Source organism: Saccharothrix sp. ALI-22-I, assembly GCF_001984175.1.
Taxonomy (GTDB): domain Bacteria; phylum Actinomycetota; class Actinomycetes; order Mycobacteriales; family Pseudonocardiaceae; genus Actinosynnema.
In genome coordinates, this window is sequence record NZ_MTQP01000050.1 from 13,037 (window position 1) to 27,757 (window position 14,721).

14 protein-coding genes are annotated in these 14,721 nt (G+C 71.3%); 7 read left to right on the top strand and 7 right to left on the bottom strand.

Going from position 1 to position 14,721, the window contains the following annotated elements; all coding sequences use genetic code 11:
- Window positions 1–60 precede the first annotated feature (60 nt).
- A complete protein-coding gene (locus tag ALI22I_RS10385) occupies window positions 61–1,938 on the top strand; it encodes an ABC transporter ATP-binding protein (RefSeq protein WP_077005250.1) in 1,878 nt (625 codons plus the stop codon).
- 13 nt (window positions 1,939–1,951) lie between these two features.
- Here the strand turns inward: ALI22I_RS10385 and ALI22I_RS10390 are convergent, their stop codons facing one another.
- Both ALI22I_RS10390 and ALI22I_RS10395 read right to left on the bottom strand, forming a co-directional pair.
- A complete protein-coding gene (locus ALI22I_RS10390; RefSeq protein ID WP_143532115.1) occupies window positions 1,952–3,520 on the bottom strand; it encodes a penicillin-binding transpeptidase domain-containing protein in 1,569 nt (522 codons plus the stop codon).
- 75 nt (window positions 3,521–3,595) lie between these two features.
- Window positions 3,596–4,336 carry an SIS domain-containing protein gene (locus ALI22I_RS10395; protein ID WP_083751613.1) on the bottom strand — a complete coding sequence of 247 codons (741 nt, stop codon included), beginning with the start codon at window positions 4,334–4,336 and terminating at the stop codon, window positions 3,596–3,598.
- 100 nt (window positions 4,337–4,436) lie between these two features.
- Between ALI22I_RS10395 and ALI22I_RS10400 the strand changes: the two genes are divergently transcribed.
- Window positions 4,437–5,201, top strand: coding sequence for a DeoR/GlpR family DNA-binding transcription regulator (locus tag ALI22I_RS10400; protein ID WP_143532116.1), 765 nt, complete (start codon window positions 4,437–4,439; stop codon window positions 5,199–5,201).
- Window positions 5,194–6,354 (top strand): MFS transporter, encoded by a 1,161-nt coding sequence (locus ALI22I_RS10405; protein ID WP_143532117.1) that lies wholly within the window; start codon window positions 5,194–5,196, stop codon window positions 6,352–6,354. Before ALI22I_RS10400 ends, ALI22I_RS10405 begins: the two co-directional genes overlap by 8 nt.
- A gap of 1 nt (window position 6,355) precedes the next feature.
- Here ALI22I_RS10405 and ALI22I_RS10410 read toward each other — a convergent pair whose 3' ends face one another.
- On the bottom strand, window positions 6,356–8,482 hold the full coding sequence (locus ALI22I_RS10410) for a transglycosylase domain-containing protein (protein ID WP_077005252.1): 2,127 nt from the start codon (window positions 8,480–8,482) through the stop codon (window positions 6,356–6,358).
- A gap of 120 nt (window positions 8,483–8,602) precedes the next feature.
- Window positions 8,603–9,016, bottom strand: coding sequence for a hypothetical protein (locus ALI22I_RS10415; RefSeq protein ID WP_143532118.1), 414 nt, complete (start codon window positions 9,014–9,016; stop codon window positions 8,603–8,605).
- Window positions 9,017–9,299: 283 nt separating this feature from the next.
- Between ALI22I_RS10415 and ALI22I_RS10420 the strand changes: the two genes are divergently transcribed.
- Together ALI22I_RS10420 and ALI22I_RS10425 are read left to right on the top strand one after the other, a co-directional pair.
- On the top strand, window positions 9,300–10,127 hold the full coding sequence (locus ALI22I_RS10420) for a lysozyme (protein WP_083751615.1): 828 nt from the start codon (window positions 9,300–9,302) through the stop codon (window positions 10,125–10,127).
- 22 nt (window positions 10,128–10,149) lie between these two features.
- The gene (locus tag ALI22I_RS10425) at window positions 10,150–10,794 is read left to right on the top strand and encodes a DivIVA domain-containing protein (RefSeq protein ID WP_077005254.1); all 645 of its coding nucleotides are present in this window, start codon (window positions 10,150–10,152) and stop codon (window positions 10,792–10,794) included.
- Between the two features lie 3 nt (window positions 10,795–10,797).
- Here ALI22I_RS10425 and ALI22I_RS10430 read toward each other — a convergent pair whose 3' ends face one another.
- The 3 genes from ALI22I_RS10430 to ALI22I_RS10440 are packed head-to-tail and all read right to left on the bottom strand — an operon-like array spanning window position 10,798 to window position 12,493.
- Window positions 10,798–11,421 carry a nucleotidyltransferase family protein gene (locus ALI22I_RS10430; RefSeq protein ID WP_077005255.1) on the bottom strand — a complete coding sequence of 208 codons (624 nt, stop codon included), beginning with the start codon at window positions 11,419–11,421 and terminating at the stop codon, window positions 10,798–10,800.
- Window positions 11,422–11,425: 4 nt separating this feature from the next.
- Window positions 11,426–11,611 carry a helix-turn-helix domain-containing protein gene (locus ALI22I_RS10435; RefSeq protein WP_077005256.1) on the bottom strand — a complete coding sequence of 62 codons (186 nt, stop codon included), beginning with the start codon at window positions 11,609–11,611 and terminating at the stop codon, window positions 11,426–11,428.
- Window positions 11,612–11,647: 36 nt separating this feature from the next.
- Window positions 11,648–12,493: an alpha/beta fold hydrolase gene (locus ALI22I_RS10440; protein WP_443216922.1), complete on the bottom strand. Its 846-nt coding sequence runs from the start codon at window positions 12,491–12,493 to the stop codon at window positions 11,648–11,650.
- Between the two features lie 307 nt (window positions 12,494–12,800).
- Between ALI22I_RS10440 and shbA the strand changes: the two genes are divergently transcribed.
- Both shbA and ALI22I_RS10450 read left to right on the top strand, forming a co-directional pair.
- Window positions 12,801–13,499, top strand: coding sequence for an RNA polymerase sigma factor ShbA (gene shbA, locus ALI22I_RS10445; RefSeq protein ID WP_083751616.1), 699 nt, complete (start codon window positions 12,801–12,803; stop codon window positions 13,497–13,499).
- Window positions 13,500–13,521: 22 nt separating this feature from the next.
- On the top strand, window positions 13,522–14,613 hold the full coding sequence (locus ALI22I_RS10450; protein WP_083751617.1) for a PfkB family carbohydrate kinase: 1,092 nt from the start codon (window positions 13,522–13,524) through the stop codon (window positions 14,611–14,613).
- Window positions 14,614–14,721: the final 108 nt, after the last annotated feature.

The window sequence follows — 14,721 nt, forward strand, 5'->3', positions numbered from 1 at the left end:
AGCGCGTGCCACGTGCGCGAAACGGGAACGTCACGAGCCCCGCCGGCGTTGCTGTCTGTCGTGGACGGTTCCTGGAGCTTGATGCGCAGTGCGATGCAGGCGTCCGACGCGCCCAGCGGGGTGCGGCGGGGCACGTTCCGCCGAGTGCTCGGCTTCGCGCGCCCGCACCGGGCGAAGTTGGTCGTGTTCCTGCTGCTGACCGTGGTCTCGGCGGTGCTGGCGGTGAGCACGCCGGTACTCGCGGGGCGGGTGGTGGACACCATCGTCGGTGGCCGGGACGTGTCCGTCGTGGTGTGGCTGGCGGTGGCGATCGCGGGGATCGCGGTCGTGGACGCGGGGCTCGGGCTGGTCGAGCGGTGGCAGTCGTCGCGGATCGGGGAGGGGCTGATCCACGACCTGCGCCGGGTGGTCTACGAGCACGTGCAGCGCATGCCCATCGCGTTCTTCACCCGCACCCGCACCGGCGCGTTGGTGAGCCGGCTGAACAACGACGTGATCGGCGCGCAGCGGGCGTTCACCTCGACGCTGTCCGGCGTGGTCACCAACGTGATCCAGCTCGGCCTCTCCCTCGGCGTGATGTTCACCCTTTCGTGGCAGGTGACGGCGCTCGCCCTGCTGCTGCTGCCGGTGTTCGTGCTGCCCGCGCGCCGGATGGGCAGCCGGATGGCCGACCTCCAGCGTGAGGCGTCCACCCTCAACGCCGGCATGACGACCCAGATGACCGAGCGGTTCTCCGCGCCGGGCGCGACGTTGGTGAAGCTGTTCGGCCGGCCGGAAGCCGAGACGGCCGAGTTCACCGACCGCGCCGCGCGCGTCCGCGACATCGGCATCCGCACCGCGATGGCCACCCGCTGGTTCATGACCGGCCTGACCCTGGTGTCGGCGCTCGCCCAAGCCCTGGTCTACGGGCTCGGCGGCTACCTGGCGCTGACCGGCCACCTGGCCGCCGGCACCGTGGTCTCCCTCGCCCTGCTCCTGACCCGCCTGTACTCGCCGCTCACCGCGCTGGCCAACGCGCGCGTCGACGTGATGACCGCGCTGGTGTCGTTCGAACGGGTCTTCGAGGTGCTCGACCTCAAGCCGATGATCGCCGAGTCGGACAAGCCCCGGGAAGTGCCGGACGGCCCGGTGTCGGTCGAGTTCGACGACGTCCGCTTCGCCTACCCGTCCGCGGACAAGGTGTCCCTGGCCTCACTGGAATCAGTGGCCACCCTGGACGCCCGCGGCGGCGAGGAAGTCCTGCACGGCATCAGCTTCCGCGCCGAACCGGGCCAGTTGGTGGCGCTCGTCGGGTCGTCCGGCGCGGGCAAGTCGACCATCGCCTCGCTCGTCCCACGACTGTACGACGTGGATGAAGGCGCGGTCCGACTGTCCGGTGTGGACGTGCGCGACCTGTCGTTCGACTCGCTGCGCGGCGCCGTCGGCGTCGTCACCCAGGACGGTCACCTGTTCCACGACACGATCCGCGCCAACCTGAGCTACCCGCGCCCGGAGGCCACCGAGGAAGAGCTGTGGGACGCGCTGCGCCGCGCACGCCTGGACCACATGGTCGAATCGCTGCCCGACGGCCTGGACACGGTGGTGGGGGAGCGCGGCTACCGGCTCTCCGGCGGTGAACGGCAGCGCCTGACCATCGCCCGCCTGCTGCTGGCCCGGCCGCGCGTGGTGATCCTGGACGAGGCCACCGCCCACCTCGACTCCGAGTCGGAGGCCGCGGTCCAGGTCGCGTTGACCGAGGCGCTGCGCGGCCGGACCGCGCTGGTGATCGCGCACCGCCTGTCCACGGTCCGCGCGGCCGACCAGATCCTGGTCGTGGAGCAGGGCCGTGTGGTGGAACGCGGCACGCACACCGAACTGCTGGCCGCCGACGGGCGCTACGCCGAGCTGTACCACACGCAGTTCGACGAAGCGCCCGCCACAGAACCTCTCGTCGTCTAGAGCCCGGAGTCGCCTAGAGCCCGGAGAGGAACGTGCCGGTGGCGGCCACCGCGACCTTCGACGAGCCGCCACCCACCACCAGCACCGAGAACGCCAGGTCGCCCCGGTACCCGATGAACCAGCCGTGCGACTGCGTGCCGTCACCGAACTGGGCGGTGCCGGTCTTGCCGCGAACCCCGCCGAAGCCGGCCAGCTCCCGCGCCGTGCCACCGGTGACGACCTCGCCCATCATCGACCGCAGCGCCCCCGCGACCCCGCCGGGCAACGGCGCCGGCAGTTGGCCCTCGGTGGGGACCTCGCGGATGAGCTGCGGCATCGGCGTGCGACCGTTCGCCACCGTGGCCGCGACCAGCGCCATGCCGAACGGCGTGGTCTGCACCTGGCCCTGGCCGATGCCCGCCTCCACCCGGGCCGGCACCGACTCGGCGGCCGGGATCTTGCCGGTGTTCGTGGTGATGCCCGCGACGGTGAAGTCCGACGCCAGCCCGAAGTACGCGGCGGCATCCGGCAACGCCGTGGCGGGCAGTGTCGCCGCCAACTGGCTGAAGCTGGTGTTGCACGAGGCCGCGAACGCCCGGCGCAGCGGCACGGTGCCCAGCTCGAACGAGTTCTCGTTGGTGATCTGCCGGGTGCCGATGGTCGCCTTGCCCGGGCACTCCACCGGCGTGTCGGCCGTGGCCAGGCCGCCGGTCAACGCCGCCGTGGCGGTGACGACCTTGAACGTCGAGCCCGGCTCGAAGTAGTTCTGCAGCGCGATCGGGCCCTGCCCGTCGGCGACCGCGTTCTGCGCCACCGCCAGGATCTCGCCGTTCGACGGCTGGATCGCCACCAGCACGGCCGCCTGCCCGACCTGGTCGACCGCGGCCTGCGCGGCGGCCTGCGTCTTCGGGTCCAGCGTCACCGTCATCGACTGCTTGGTCTGCGCCTTCAGCTCTTGCAGCACGGTGACCGGCCTGCCGGCCGCGTCCACGGTGGCGACCTGCCAGCCGGGCGTACCGGTCAGCGTGCCGACGTTCTGCCGCACCGAGTTCATCACCGCCGACGCGAAGCCCGGCGGCACCGGCTGGCCGGTGCGGTCGAGCAGCGCGCCGTCACCCGACGTCGTGGTGTAGGCCAGGTTCTGTCCCTCGGCCAGCTGCGGGTGCAGCACGGTCGGCGACCAGTGCACCCGCCACTGGTCGTCCGCCAGCCGCAGCTCGATCTTCGTCTGGTACTTGAACGGCTCACCGCCGGGCAGCGTCCAGGTGACGTCCGCGTCGAGCGTGGTCGTGGTGGCGCCCTCGGGCAGCTTCGGGTTGGGGCCGAGTTGGACGCGGTACGACGCGCCCGGCATGCCCTGCTGCGTCCGGGAGATCGCGGTACCGGCCACGTCCACCGCGTCGGTGACCGCGGCGGCCTGTCCCGCCTGGCCGGACATCATCGCGGTGGCGAACTGCTGGGCCACGACACCCGGCCCAGGCCGGTCGGGCTTGCTCACCGCCCCCGGTTCCCCCGGCCACAGCACCACCGCCCCCGCGACGATCACCGCGACCGCGACGACGCCCCCACCGGCCAGCACCCAGCGCTTCGTTCTCTTGTTCACGAGTAATCCCCCTTATGAGATCGGAGATTAACTCGGACGTGTGGAGGATTCGTGAACAACGAGTCATCCCCGGACTCATCCCAGTTGGGGCACCCGCGTCTGGTACTTGCGCAGCAGTTCCGCGTTGGCCGCGTCGCCGCCCTCGACGTTCGCGCTGCGCCACAGCGGCAGCGGCACGCCGGCCTCGGCGGCCTTGTCGAACAGCCGCACCATCAGCAGGTTCCACAGGAACGTGGTCGCGAGCGTGGACACGGCGGCGGTGACCGGGTTGTCGGCCGGGTAGGTGGCGTCACCCGGCGGGACCATGTTGTCCAGCACGACGGTGGCGTTCTCGGCGAGCGTCGTGCCCGCACGGCGCGGGGCGAGCGCGCTGGCCGCGACCGACGTGACCGCGACCACCGGGCAGCCGGCGTCCGCCGCGAGGATCGCCAGTTCCACCGGGTACGGGTTCACGCCCGAGGTGGAGAAGACGATCAGCACGTCGTGCGCGGCCAGACCGGCTTCGCGCAGCACCTCGGCGGCCAGCCCGGAGCGGCGTTCGGCGGCGGTGCTGCTGACCGCGCCGTGCATCGGCAGCAGTTCCGGGTGGTAGACGGGGCGGACGCAGGCCAGGCCGCCCGCGCGGTAGAAGGTCTCGGCGACCGCGGCGAGCGAGTGGCCGGCGCCCGCGGTGAGCACCATGCCGTCGGCGCGCACGCTGGCCAGCACCAGTTCGGCCACGTCGTCCAGGGCGGCCGCGTTCTGCTGCTCCACCCTGGTCAGGTGGGTGCGCACGACGTCGCCGTAGTCGGAGTCGGTCACGGTGTCGGTCGTCATGCGGTCCTCCAGTGGTCTATACCAACCTGTGCTCGCCAGTCCTACCGGATCGTCCCATCACCCGCCAGGGTGTTGACGTTCGAACATGTATGATGTTCAAATGAACACCATGGATGTTTCGTGGCGACACGAGAAGATCCTCCAGCGACTCCGGGGCGGCGAGCGGGTGGCCGTGGGCACCCTGGCCGCGCTGGTGGACGCCTCGGAGATGACGGTGCGGCGCGATCTCGACGCGTTGGAGCGGGAGGGGCTGCTGCGGCGCGTGCGCGGTGCGGCGGTCGGCATGCTGACGGGGGAGGAGACGCCGTACGCGGCGCGGTCCCGGCAGCGGCTGGAGGCCAAGCGGCGCATCGGCGGCGCGGTCGCCGAACTGCTCGACGACGGCGAGACGGTCGTGCTCGACGGCGGCAGCACCACGGTGGAGGTGGCGCGCAAGCTGACCGACCGGCGGCTGACCGTGCTGCCGCTGTCCCTGCACTCGGCGGACGTGCTGCGCGGCGCGGAGCACGTGCGGCTCGTGCTGCCGGGCGGCGACATCCGGCCCGGTGAGCTGGCGTTCGTCGGGCCGCTCACCGAGCACGCGTTCACAATGATGCGGTTCGACACGATGGTGCTCGGCAGCTGCGGGCTGAGCGCGCGCAACGGCGTTTCGGCGCACGACCTCGCCGAGGGCGCGGTGAAGAAGGCGGCCGTCGAGGCGTCCGCGCGGGTCGTCGCGGCGATCGACAGCTCGAAGTTCGGCCGCACCGCGTTCGGCCGGGTGTGCCCGGTGGAGCGGATCGACGTCCTGGTCACCGACTCGGACGCCCCGCAGGACGAGGTGTCCCGGATGCGGGAGGCCGGCGTGGAGGTGCGCCTTGTCTGACGTCACGGTGCACCCGCCACCCCGCCGCGCGCGGGTGGCGACGGCGATCGTGTTCGCCGTGCACGCCGCCGTGTTCGCCGCCTGGACGCCCCACATCCCGGCGGTGAAGGACCGGCTGGAGCTCAACGACGGCACGCTGGGGCTGACGCTGCTCGGCGCGCCGGTCGGGTCGGTGATCGCGATGCTGCTCGTCGGCGGGTGGGTGGCGCGGTGGGGCAGCAGGCGGGTCGTGCTGGCGATGTTCGTCGCGTACGGGGTGGCGTCGCCGTTACTGGGGCTGGCGTGGGAGCCGTGGGCGCTGTTCGTGGGGCTGGCCCTGTGGGGCGGGTTCCAGGGCGCGCTGGACGTGGCGATGAACTCGCAGGGCATCGCGGTGGAGGCGGGGTACGGCCGGCCGATCCTGTCCAGCTTCCACGCGTGGTGGAGCTTCGGCGGGTTCCTCGGTGTCGGGCTGGGCGCGGTGGCGATCGCGGTGGGGCTGGACCTGACCACGCAGATGTTCGTCGTGACCGGTCTGGTGCTGCTGCTGGCGTTGCCGCTGACCAGGGCGATGCTCGGCGACGACCACGCGGTGGACGAGCACAAGCTCGGCTTGCCGTGGCGCGACAAGCGGGTGCTGCTGCTGGGCGCGATCATGTTCGCCGGCCTGCTGTGCGAGGGCGCGGTGGGCGACTGGGCGGCGCTGTACCTGCGCGAGACCGTCGGGGTGACGGCGGAACGCGCGGGCTGGGGTTACGCCGTGTTCGCCGCGCTGATGTTCCTCGGGCGCGTGATGGGCGACCGGTGGGTGGTGCGCTTCGGCGCGGCCAGGGTCGTCGGCGGCCTGGCCGCGGTCGGCGCGCTCGGCATGGCGGTGGCGTTGGTGGTGGGCGAGTTCTGGATGGCGCTGGTCGGCTTCGGCGCCTTCGGCCTCGGCTTGGCGTGCATCGTGCCGGTGGCGTTCACCGCGGCGGCGGCGCAGTCCGATGCCCACGCCGCGCAGGCGATCGCGGGCGTGGCCACGGCGGGCTGGGCGGGCTTCCTGCTCGGGCCGCCGCTGATCGGCCTGCTGTCGCACGTGAGCTCGCAGAGCTGGGCGTTGGCGATCCTCCCGGTCCTGTGCCTGGGCGTGGTGCTGGGCGCCAGGTCCCTCGGCGGGCGGCCCCACCCCTGAGTCAGGGCCTGATGTAGCGCGGCTCCACCGGTGGCAAGGGCTTCTCCGGCAGGCCGGCGTGCGCCTTGGTCATGAAGTCGAACCACGTCCGTGCGGGCAGGGTGCCGCCGAAGATGTTGCCCTCCCCGCACAACGTGGGCGCTCCGCCGCCGATGCAGATGCCGCTGGGCGAGGTGCTGTCGTTGAACACCTGGACGGCGCCCGCGTAATCCGGCGTGGCGCCGAGGAACGCGGCCGACTTGTACGCCTCCGTCGTCCCGGTCTTGCCCAGCCCCGGGCGCTTCCAGCCGAACTGGCTCGCCGCCGCCGCGGCCGTGCCCCGGCCCGAGAAGTCCGCGCTCAGCCCGGCCACCAGCGCGTTCGCCAACGGCTCCTCCACCGCCTGCTCGCACGGCGGCTCGACGAACTCCACCTGCTTGCCGTGCCGGTCGAGGATCTTGCTGATCGGCGACGGTCGGCACCACGTACCGCCGGACATGATCGTCGCCGCCACGTTCGCCAGCTCCAACGTGCTCGTCGGCGCGGGACTCAACGTGAACGACGCGTTCTTGTTCACCTTGAAGAACTCCGACTGCGACACCCGCAGTTCCTTCTGCTCCGCCTTCGGGTCCGGCGGCACGCCCGCGATGTTCGTCGCCATCGTCTCCCGCATCCCGAGTCGGGACGCCATGTCGACCGCCGCGTCCAGCCCGACCTTCTCCTCCAGGATCACGAACGCGGTGTTGGGCGAGGTCGCCAACGCCTCCTTCAACGTCATCTGAGGCGGGTAGCTGTCGTCGTAGTTGCGCAGGCAGTACCAGTACGTGAACGGCTCTCCGGTAGGCGGGCAGTTCGGCGCGCCACCGCGGAACACGCTCGACGTGTGCGAGGTGGGCGACTGGACGACGGTCTCGATCCCGTGCCCCTTCTCCAGCGCCGCCGCGGCGGTGAACACCTTGTACACCGACCCGGCGCCGAACTTGTTCTCCACGCCGCTGGGCAGGTCGAACTGCGTCTGGAACTCTTCCTTCTTGAGCCCGTAGTCGCGGTTGGCCACCAGCGCCACCACGTCGTGCCGCTGCTTGCCCGGCTTCACCACCGCCGCCGTGTTCGCGATACCCGGCGTCAACTTCGGCACCTGCGTCTCGGCGGCCTGCTTCGCGTGGATCGTGAGCTTCCGGTCCAACGGGGTCTGGATGGTGTAGCCGCCGACCTTCAGCTCTTCCAACGTGTAACCGTTGCTCGTCAGGTAGTTCACCACGTATGAGCAGTAGAACCCGAACTCCGGCCCGGCCCCGACGCACCCGGTCGGCAGCGGGCGCACGGGCGTGCTCAGGCCCAGCGGCGCGCGCTTGTGCATCTCGGCGTCTTCGGGGGACAGCTTGGCGTTCTCCAGCATGAGGTCGATGACCATGTTCCGGCGCTCGATCGCCTTGTCCGGTCGGGCCTCCGGGTCCAGGAACGTCGGGCTGTTGACCAGACCGGCGAGCATCGCGGCCTGCGGCACGGTCAGCTTGTCCGGCGTGGTCTCGAAGTACGCCTGCGACGCCGCCGCGATGCCGAAGATCGTGCCGCCGAACGGCACCACGTCCAGGTACCGCGCCAGGATCTCTTCCTTGGTCAGCTGGGTCTCCACGTGCATCGCGATGCGCGCCTCGCGCAGCTTGCGGGCGATCGTCTGCTCCTGCGCCTCCTTCTGGCCGGCGACGTCCTTCCGTGCCGCGACGTGCACGAGGTGGTTCTTGACGTACTGCTGCGTGATCGTCGACGCGCCCTGGGAGACGGTGCCCTCGGACTGGTTCCGCATCGCGGCGCGGGCGGTGGCCAGCCAGTCGACGCCGTTGTGCTCGTAGAACCGGCGGTCCTCGGCGGAGATCAACGCGTCCTTCATGGTCTGCGCGATCCGGTCCGGCGGGGTGAGCACGCGGTACTGGTCGTAGAGGTAGGCGAACGGGACGCCGTCCTTGTCCGTGATGGTCGTCATCAACGGCGGCGGCGTGTCGATCATGTTGACCGACATCGTGGCGACGTAGTCGCTCAGCCGGTTGGAGACGATGCCGGCCGCACCCACCACGGGGAGCGCGATCCCGGCGAGCAGCAACCCGGCCACCAGGCAGAGGCCGGCGAGTTTAGCGAATGGAGTTCGCATGGGATGACCGTACGCTCGGATCGGTGGCCGAAAAAGCCGACAGAACCGGGTTCACTGTAACGTACGGATAATGCGCCCGGACGTTTAACCCGGCATTGTTCACCCGATCGTGGATGATTTCTACGCGGCGTCAGAACGGTTGAAGGCGGCACTGGCGAGATCGGCCGCGTGCCGCATAGCGGCGGCGTGCAGCGCGGTCAGCGACAGCGCGTCGGCCTGGGCCGAGGAGTCGCCCTCGGCAGGCTCCAGGCGCGACTCGGCGGTCATGTAGACGACGCACTCGGCGGCCACGCTCAGCCGCCGCGCGAGGAACGCCACGGCCCTCATCAGCCGTTCGGCCTCGGCTTCGGTGATCGGCACGACCCGCGGCGGGTCGGCGTCGACCTCCGCGTCGAGGTCGCGCCGGCTCGCCCGGCACGCCAGGCCGCGGTCCCACAGGCCGGCCGCCTCGTGCAGCGACTCGATGAACGGCTCCCAGTCCACCCCCGCCGGGCGGTCCACTCCCGTCGGGCGATCCACTTGGGTCGAGGTCATGGTTCTCACCTTCCGTGCCTGGCGCTCATCACGTCGCGCCTAGCACTGAGTGCCCAAGGAAGAGTCCGTTCATGCCGGCTTTTCCTTCTGGTGGGAATTGATCGTGAGCGCCCGCGCCGAACGGTCACGTCGCGTGCCTTAAAAGACACCTTGCGTCATTCGTTCAGGTGGGAAAAAGATCCTCAGGTTGTCCGGGTCTCCGCGGTGGTAGCCGTTCGGCAGAAGTCATCCCGATGAAGCACGGCTCCGCGGAAGACCGGGCGGAGAAGGGGAGGAATGTCCAATGCCGGCGCGATCCCACAGGTGGGTGTCCCGCACTACCGCTTCCGCGGTCGTGCTGGCCTGCCTCGCGGCCCTGCACACCCCCGCGACCGCTGCTCCGGCGACCGCGGCCCCGTCCGAGGGGTCCGCCGACCACTCCGCGGGTTCGCAGATCGCCATGCACGAGGACGCGGCCCCGGTCGACACGGCGGATCTCGTCGTCAACGGGCCCACCGTCCCCGGCATGGATGTGAGCAGCCACCAGGGCGATGTGGACTGGCCGCACTGGTGGGGCCAGGGCAAGCGGTTCGCCTACGTCAAGGCCACCGAGGGCACCGGCTACCGCAATCCCAAGTTCGGCCAGCAGTACGACGGCTCGTACCAGATCGGCATGGTCCGCGGCGCCTACCACTTCGCGCTGCCCGACCGTTCCGACGGCGCCGCGCAGGCGAACTACTTCGTGGACAACGGCGGCGGCTGGAGCCCTGACGGCCGGACCTTGCCCGGCACCCTCGACATCGAGTACAACCCGTACAGCGACGACAAGTGCTACGGCCTCACGCCGGAGGCGATGGTGGCCTGGATCCGCCAGTTCAGCGATACCTACCGGGCTCGCACCGGTCGCTGGCCGATGATCTACACGTCCACCCTGTGGTGGGACAAGTGCACCGGCCGCGGCGGCGACTTCACCGTGACGAACCCGGTCTGGGTGGCGCGGTACGCCGACAGCGTCGGCCCGCTGCCGCACCGCTGGGCGGCGCACGCCATCTGGCAGCACACGTCCACCCCGATCGACCAGGACCTGTTCAACGGCACCATGGACGACCTCGTGGCGCTGGCCCGGGGCTGAGTCGTCCGGAACGGCGGCAGCCATGCACAACAACAACTCCCAGGGCGACTTCTTCACCGTGCGGTGGCGCGGCTACGACCGGCGCGAGGTGGAAGCGGAGCTGGACCGCCTGTGGCAGGACCTCGACGCGCTCCAGGGGGAACTGGACGCGCTGCGCCGGGAACTGGACGTGCTCCGGGTGGACCGGGACGCCGCGGTGGCCACCGCCGAGGACCTGATCCGGGAGCTGGAGGACGCGCGCAGCGAAATCGCCGAGTACCGGGTGCTGCACGCGGGCTATTCCAAGGACAACGCCGTGTCCGCGTGCATCCGCTACCTGATGCACGTGGCCCGGCAGAAGGCGGACGCCTTCGAGACCGACGCGCGGGAACGCAGCGAGCAGATGCTCAAGCGGGCCGAGGAGGTGGCGCGACAGCAGGCCGTGCTGCTCGACGAGACCGAGCAGGAGACGCAACGCCGGCTCGCCGAGGCCGAGCAGCGCGCCCGCGAGATCGTGCAGGAGGCGACGGCGGAGGCCCGCGCCCTGCTGGCCGGCCAGGCGGACACGCCGGACCGGTGGACCGTCGAGACCGAGCCGCAGCTGGACGTGCCGATGCCCCGGATCATCTCCGGTCCGCTGCCCGTGGCCCAACCGGACGCGGAGGAGCAACGCCCGACGACGGCCTGACCCTCACCGGTCGGGAGCCGTCCGGGTGGTGAGGTCCCGCGGGTGGTCCACGTCGGCGCCGTCGGCCACGTCCGAGCAAGGCACGTCGAGCGTGCCGTGGGCACGCAGGTAGTCCCGTGCCCCGGCGTCACCGACGGCCGACGCGGACACGCCCGCCCAGTGCTCGAACCCGATCAGCACCGGGTGGCCGGGCGCGCCGTCGTACGAGGCGCGCGCCAGCGCCGAGGGTGACGCCAGAGCACGGAACCGCTCCACCGCCGCCACGGTGACGCCCGGCGTGTCCACCGGCAGCACAACCACCGCGTCCACGCCGGCAGCGTCCACGATCGCCGCATCCACGTCGACTGCGTCCACGTCGGTCAGCGCGCCGAGTCCGGCACGCAGGGACGACCCCATGCCGGTGGCCCAGTCGGGGTTGTCCACCACGACGCAGCCCTCCAGCGCCGCCCGTGCGCGCACCGAGGACGCCGAGGCGCCGAGCACCACGACGACCGGCGAGCACCCGGCGTCGCGCAGCACCGCCGCGGCCCGGTCGACCCACAGCACGCCGCCGTGCGTCACCAGCGCTTTGGGCCCGCCGAACCGCCTCCCGGCGCCCGCGGCGAGCAGCAACCCCGCGACCCGCATGGGGTCACACTAGGGCTTGGTGGCCTTTCAACTCCGTCCGGCTGGCTACCGCCAACTTCCGGTAGACCCTGGTGAGGTGTTGTTCCACCGTGCTCACGGTGATGTGCAGCCGCATCGCGATCGCGCGGTTGCTGTGGCCACACGCGGCGAGGGTCGCGACCCTGCGCTCCGAGTAGGTCAACTCCGTCATACGGGGAACACGTGCCGCACCTCGGCAACGGTTCAATCACGATGAGAGATGCTCCAAAAGGAGTGACGTCAACACCTCCGGCGCCTCCTCCGGAACCCAGTGCGAGACGTCCTCCAGCATCTCGAACCGGTACGGCCCGCTGACCCAGTCTCCGGTGGTCAGCGCCGCCGTCGAGCCGAACGCCACGTCCTCCGTGCTCCACACGTACATCGTCGGCACGGACACCTTCTCGGCCTTCCCGCCCGGCCGGCCGGCCCGGTACCAGTTCAGGGCCGCCGTCAACGCGCCCGGCTCGGACAGCCGCCGCACGTACTCGTCCACCCGGCTCGGCGGCACCCGCCACTCGAACATCTGCCGCAACGCCGCGCCGTCGTCGGCCAGCATCCGCTTCTCGGTGTTGCTGTTGCGCCACTCGGTCATGTAGCCGGACCGCATGTGCTGGTCCTCGTCGGTGCGCAGCGCCTCGACGTACGCGCCGGGGTGCGGCGTGGACACCACCGCGAGCTTTCGCAGCCGTTCCGGGTGATCGCACGCGGTCCACCACGCCACCGCGCCCCCCCAGTCGTGGCCGACCAGGTCGAACACCGACCAGCCGAACGAGTCCGCCACCGCGAGCACGTCGCCGACCAGCGCGTCCACGCCGTAGTCGGCGGCACGCTCCGGCCGCACGCCGGGGGAGTAGCCGCGCTGGTCGAACGCCACCGCCCGGTAGCCCTCACGGCCCAGCACCGCCACCTGGTGCTCCCACTCGACGGCCGCCTCGGGGAAGCCGTGCAGCAGCAACACCGGCCGTCCGTCCTCCGGGCCCGCCGCGATGGCGTCGAAATCGCCCTCGTCCGTCCGCACGCTCAGCTGTTCGATCACGGTGATCTTCAGTCCCATCCCTCGTCCGGTCCACGCGCTTGAGCATTCTCGCGTGCAGCCGCGCGCCGACGTCCCGCTCACTCCCTTACTCCGAAACGGGGTTCGGAGTGGGCTACCCGGGTGTCAGGCGGTTCGGCAGGGTGAAGCAGCCCCGGTCGGCACTCGGCCGATCGGCTCATCCGGGGTCCCGGCCGGGTGCCGTTCCCACCATGCGGACCCCGATCGTGGTCAGCTTTGACCCATCCGGTATCAGGAGCGCCGTTGCGTGCTCCTCATCAGTGAGCCGGGATGGGCCGGGAGTTGACGAGCGTGAGGAGGTCGCCGGATGGTGCAGCACGCATCCGTGCGGGCCGACGTCGAGATCGAGGTCGGCGCGGTTCGCGACGACGCGGGCGTGCCCGGCCGTCCCGAGGTCAGGCTGGTCGTGGGCGGTGCCCCGGACCAGGTGACCACCCGGTGGCTGGCCGAGGCCGACCTGTCCGAACTGGTCGACCGGGCGCTGCTGGGCGAGCCGCGCGCGATCGGGCAGCTGCTGGCGCGCATCCAGCCGCTGGTGCTGCGCTACTGCCGGGCGCGGGTCGGCTCGCGGGAGCGCACGCTGGTCTCGGCCGAGGACATCGCCCAGGAGGTCTGCCTGGCCGTGGTGTCGGCGCTGGGCAAGTACCGGTACGAGCCCGGCTCGTTCCTGGCGTTCGTGTACGGGATCGCCGCGCACAAGGTCGCCGACGCGCGAAGACGGGCGGTGCGCAGCCGGTCCGAGGTCGTGCCCGAGCTGCCCGACACGCCGACCCTGGAGGACGGCCCGGAGCAGCGGGCCATGACCGGGGAGATGATCGGGCACATCACCCAGCTGCTCCAGAAGCTGCCCGAACGGCAGCGCGAGATCCTGGTGCTGCGGGTCGCGGTGGGTCTGTCGGCCGAGGAGACGGCGGCGGCGGTGGGTTCGACGGCCGGGGCGGTGCGCGTCGCGCAGCACCGTGCACTGGCCCGTATGCGCGAGATGTTCGCGGCTGTCGAGGGCTGATCCGGCCTGGCATCGTTGGGGCATGGCCGCCACGCCTCCGTTCGTGCCTCCGCCAGTGCCCCCGCTCGTGCCGTCGTCACCGGGGCCGGCTGCACCTGTTTTCGACGTGCTGCTGTCCGGGACGGTGTTCCTGGACATCATCTTCACCGGCCTGCCCCGTCCGCCCGCGCCGGGCACGGAGGTGTGGGCCGAGGGCCTGGGCTCGTGCCCGGGCGGTATCGCCAACCTCGCGGTGGCGTTGAGCAGACTGCAATTGCGGACGGCGCTGTCCGCCGCGTTCGGTGAGGACGCCTACGGCGACTTCTGCTGGGAGGTCCTGGCCGAGCAGGAGGGTGTCGACCTCTCTTATTGCCGCCGGTTCTACGGCTGGCACTCCCCGGTGACCGTGTCCATGGCGATGGACCGCGACCGTTCGATGGTGACCCACGGGCACCGGCCGCCGGTGTCGGCCGACGAGATGCTGAACCCGCCGCCCCGGACGCGGGCGTGCTTCGTGCACGTGGGCACAGAGGACGAGCGGTGGGTGTCGCAGGCCAAGGAGCAGGGCGCGCTGCTGTTCGCCGACATCGGGTGGGACCGGACCGAGCTGTGGGCTCCTGAGCTGCTCAAACGGCTGGAGCTGTACGACGTTTTCCTGCCCAACGACGCGGAGGCCCAGCGGTACACGCGGTCCGAGACGCCCGAGCGCGCTGCATTGGCGTTGGCCGAGCACGTGCCCGTGGTGGTGGTGACGCGGGGCGGTGGGGGTGCGGTGGCGGTCGATTCCGGCACCGGCGAGGTGGTGGACGTGCCGGGGCTGAACGTCGCGCCGTTGGACTCGACCGGGGCCGGTGACGTGTTCGGGGCCGGGTTCGTGCTGGGGACGTTGGCCGGGTGGCCGTTGGCGCATCGGGTGCGGTTCGCGAACCTGTGCGCCGCGCTGTCGGTGCAGCACTTCGGGGGGTCGCTGTCCGCGCCGGGGTGGGTGGACATCGCGACGTGGTGGCGGACGGTGTCGCGGCGGCCGGACGACGAGTTGAAGGAGTACGCGTTCCTGGAGGACGTGCTGCCGCACCACGCGGGGGTGGAGGTGCGGCGGGCCAGCGCGACGATCCGGCTGCGCGCTTCCGACTGACCTCTTATCGCGCGTTATCGCGCGGGGCTGTCTTGGGGGCTTGGGGCTGGGCTGTCTTGGGGCTGTCTTGGGGCCGACACGCCGGGCGCCTCACCAAGATCACTCGAT

Coding starts and splice junctions, on each gene's coding strand:
- ALI22I_RS10450 (WP_083751617.1), top strand. CDS start 13,522: ATGGCCGCCACGCCTCCGTTCGTGCCTCCGCCAGTGCCCCCGCTCGTG.
- ALI22I_RS10425 (WP_077005254.1), top strand. CDS start 10,150: ATGCACAACAACAACTCCCAGGGCGACTTCTTCACCGTGCGGTGGCGC.
- ALI22I_RS10440 (WP_443216922.1), bottom strand. CDS start 12,493: ATGGGACTGAAGATCACCGTGATCGAACAGCTGAGCGTGCGGACGGAC.
- ALI22I_RS10395 (WP_083751613.1), bottom strand. CDS start 4,336: ATGACGACCGACACCGTGACCGACTCCGACTACGGCGACGTCGTGCGC.
- ALI22I_RS10415 (WP_143532118.1), bottom strand. CDS start 9,016: ATGACCTCGACCCAAGTGGATCGCCCGACGGGAGTGGACCGCCCGGCG.
- ALI22I_RS10400 (WP_143532116.1), top strand. CDS start 4,437: ATGAACACCATGGATGTTTCGTGGCGACACGAGAAGATCCTCCAGCGA.
- ALI22I_RS10410 (WP_077005252.1), bottom strand. CDS start 8,482: ATGCGAACTCCATTCGCTAAACTCGCCGGCCTCTGCCTGGTGGCCGGG.
- shbA (WP_083751616.1), top strand. CDS start 12,801: ATGGTGCAGCACGCATCCGTGCGGGCCGACGTCGAGATCGAGGTCGGC.
- ALI22I_RS10430 (WP_077005255.1), bottom strand. CDS start 11,421: ATGCGGGTCGCGGGGTTGCTGCTCGCCGCGGGCGCCGGGAGGCGGTTC.
- ALI22I_RS10420 (WP_083751615.1), top strand. CDS start 9,300: ATGCCGGCGCGATCCCACAGGTGGGTGTCCCGCACTACCGCTTCCGCG.
- ALI22I_RS10435 (WP_077005256.1), bottom strand. CDS start 11,611: ATGACGGAGTTGACCTACTCGGAGCGCAGGGTCGCGACCCTCGCCGCG.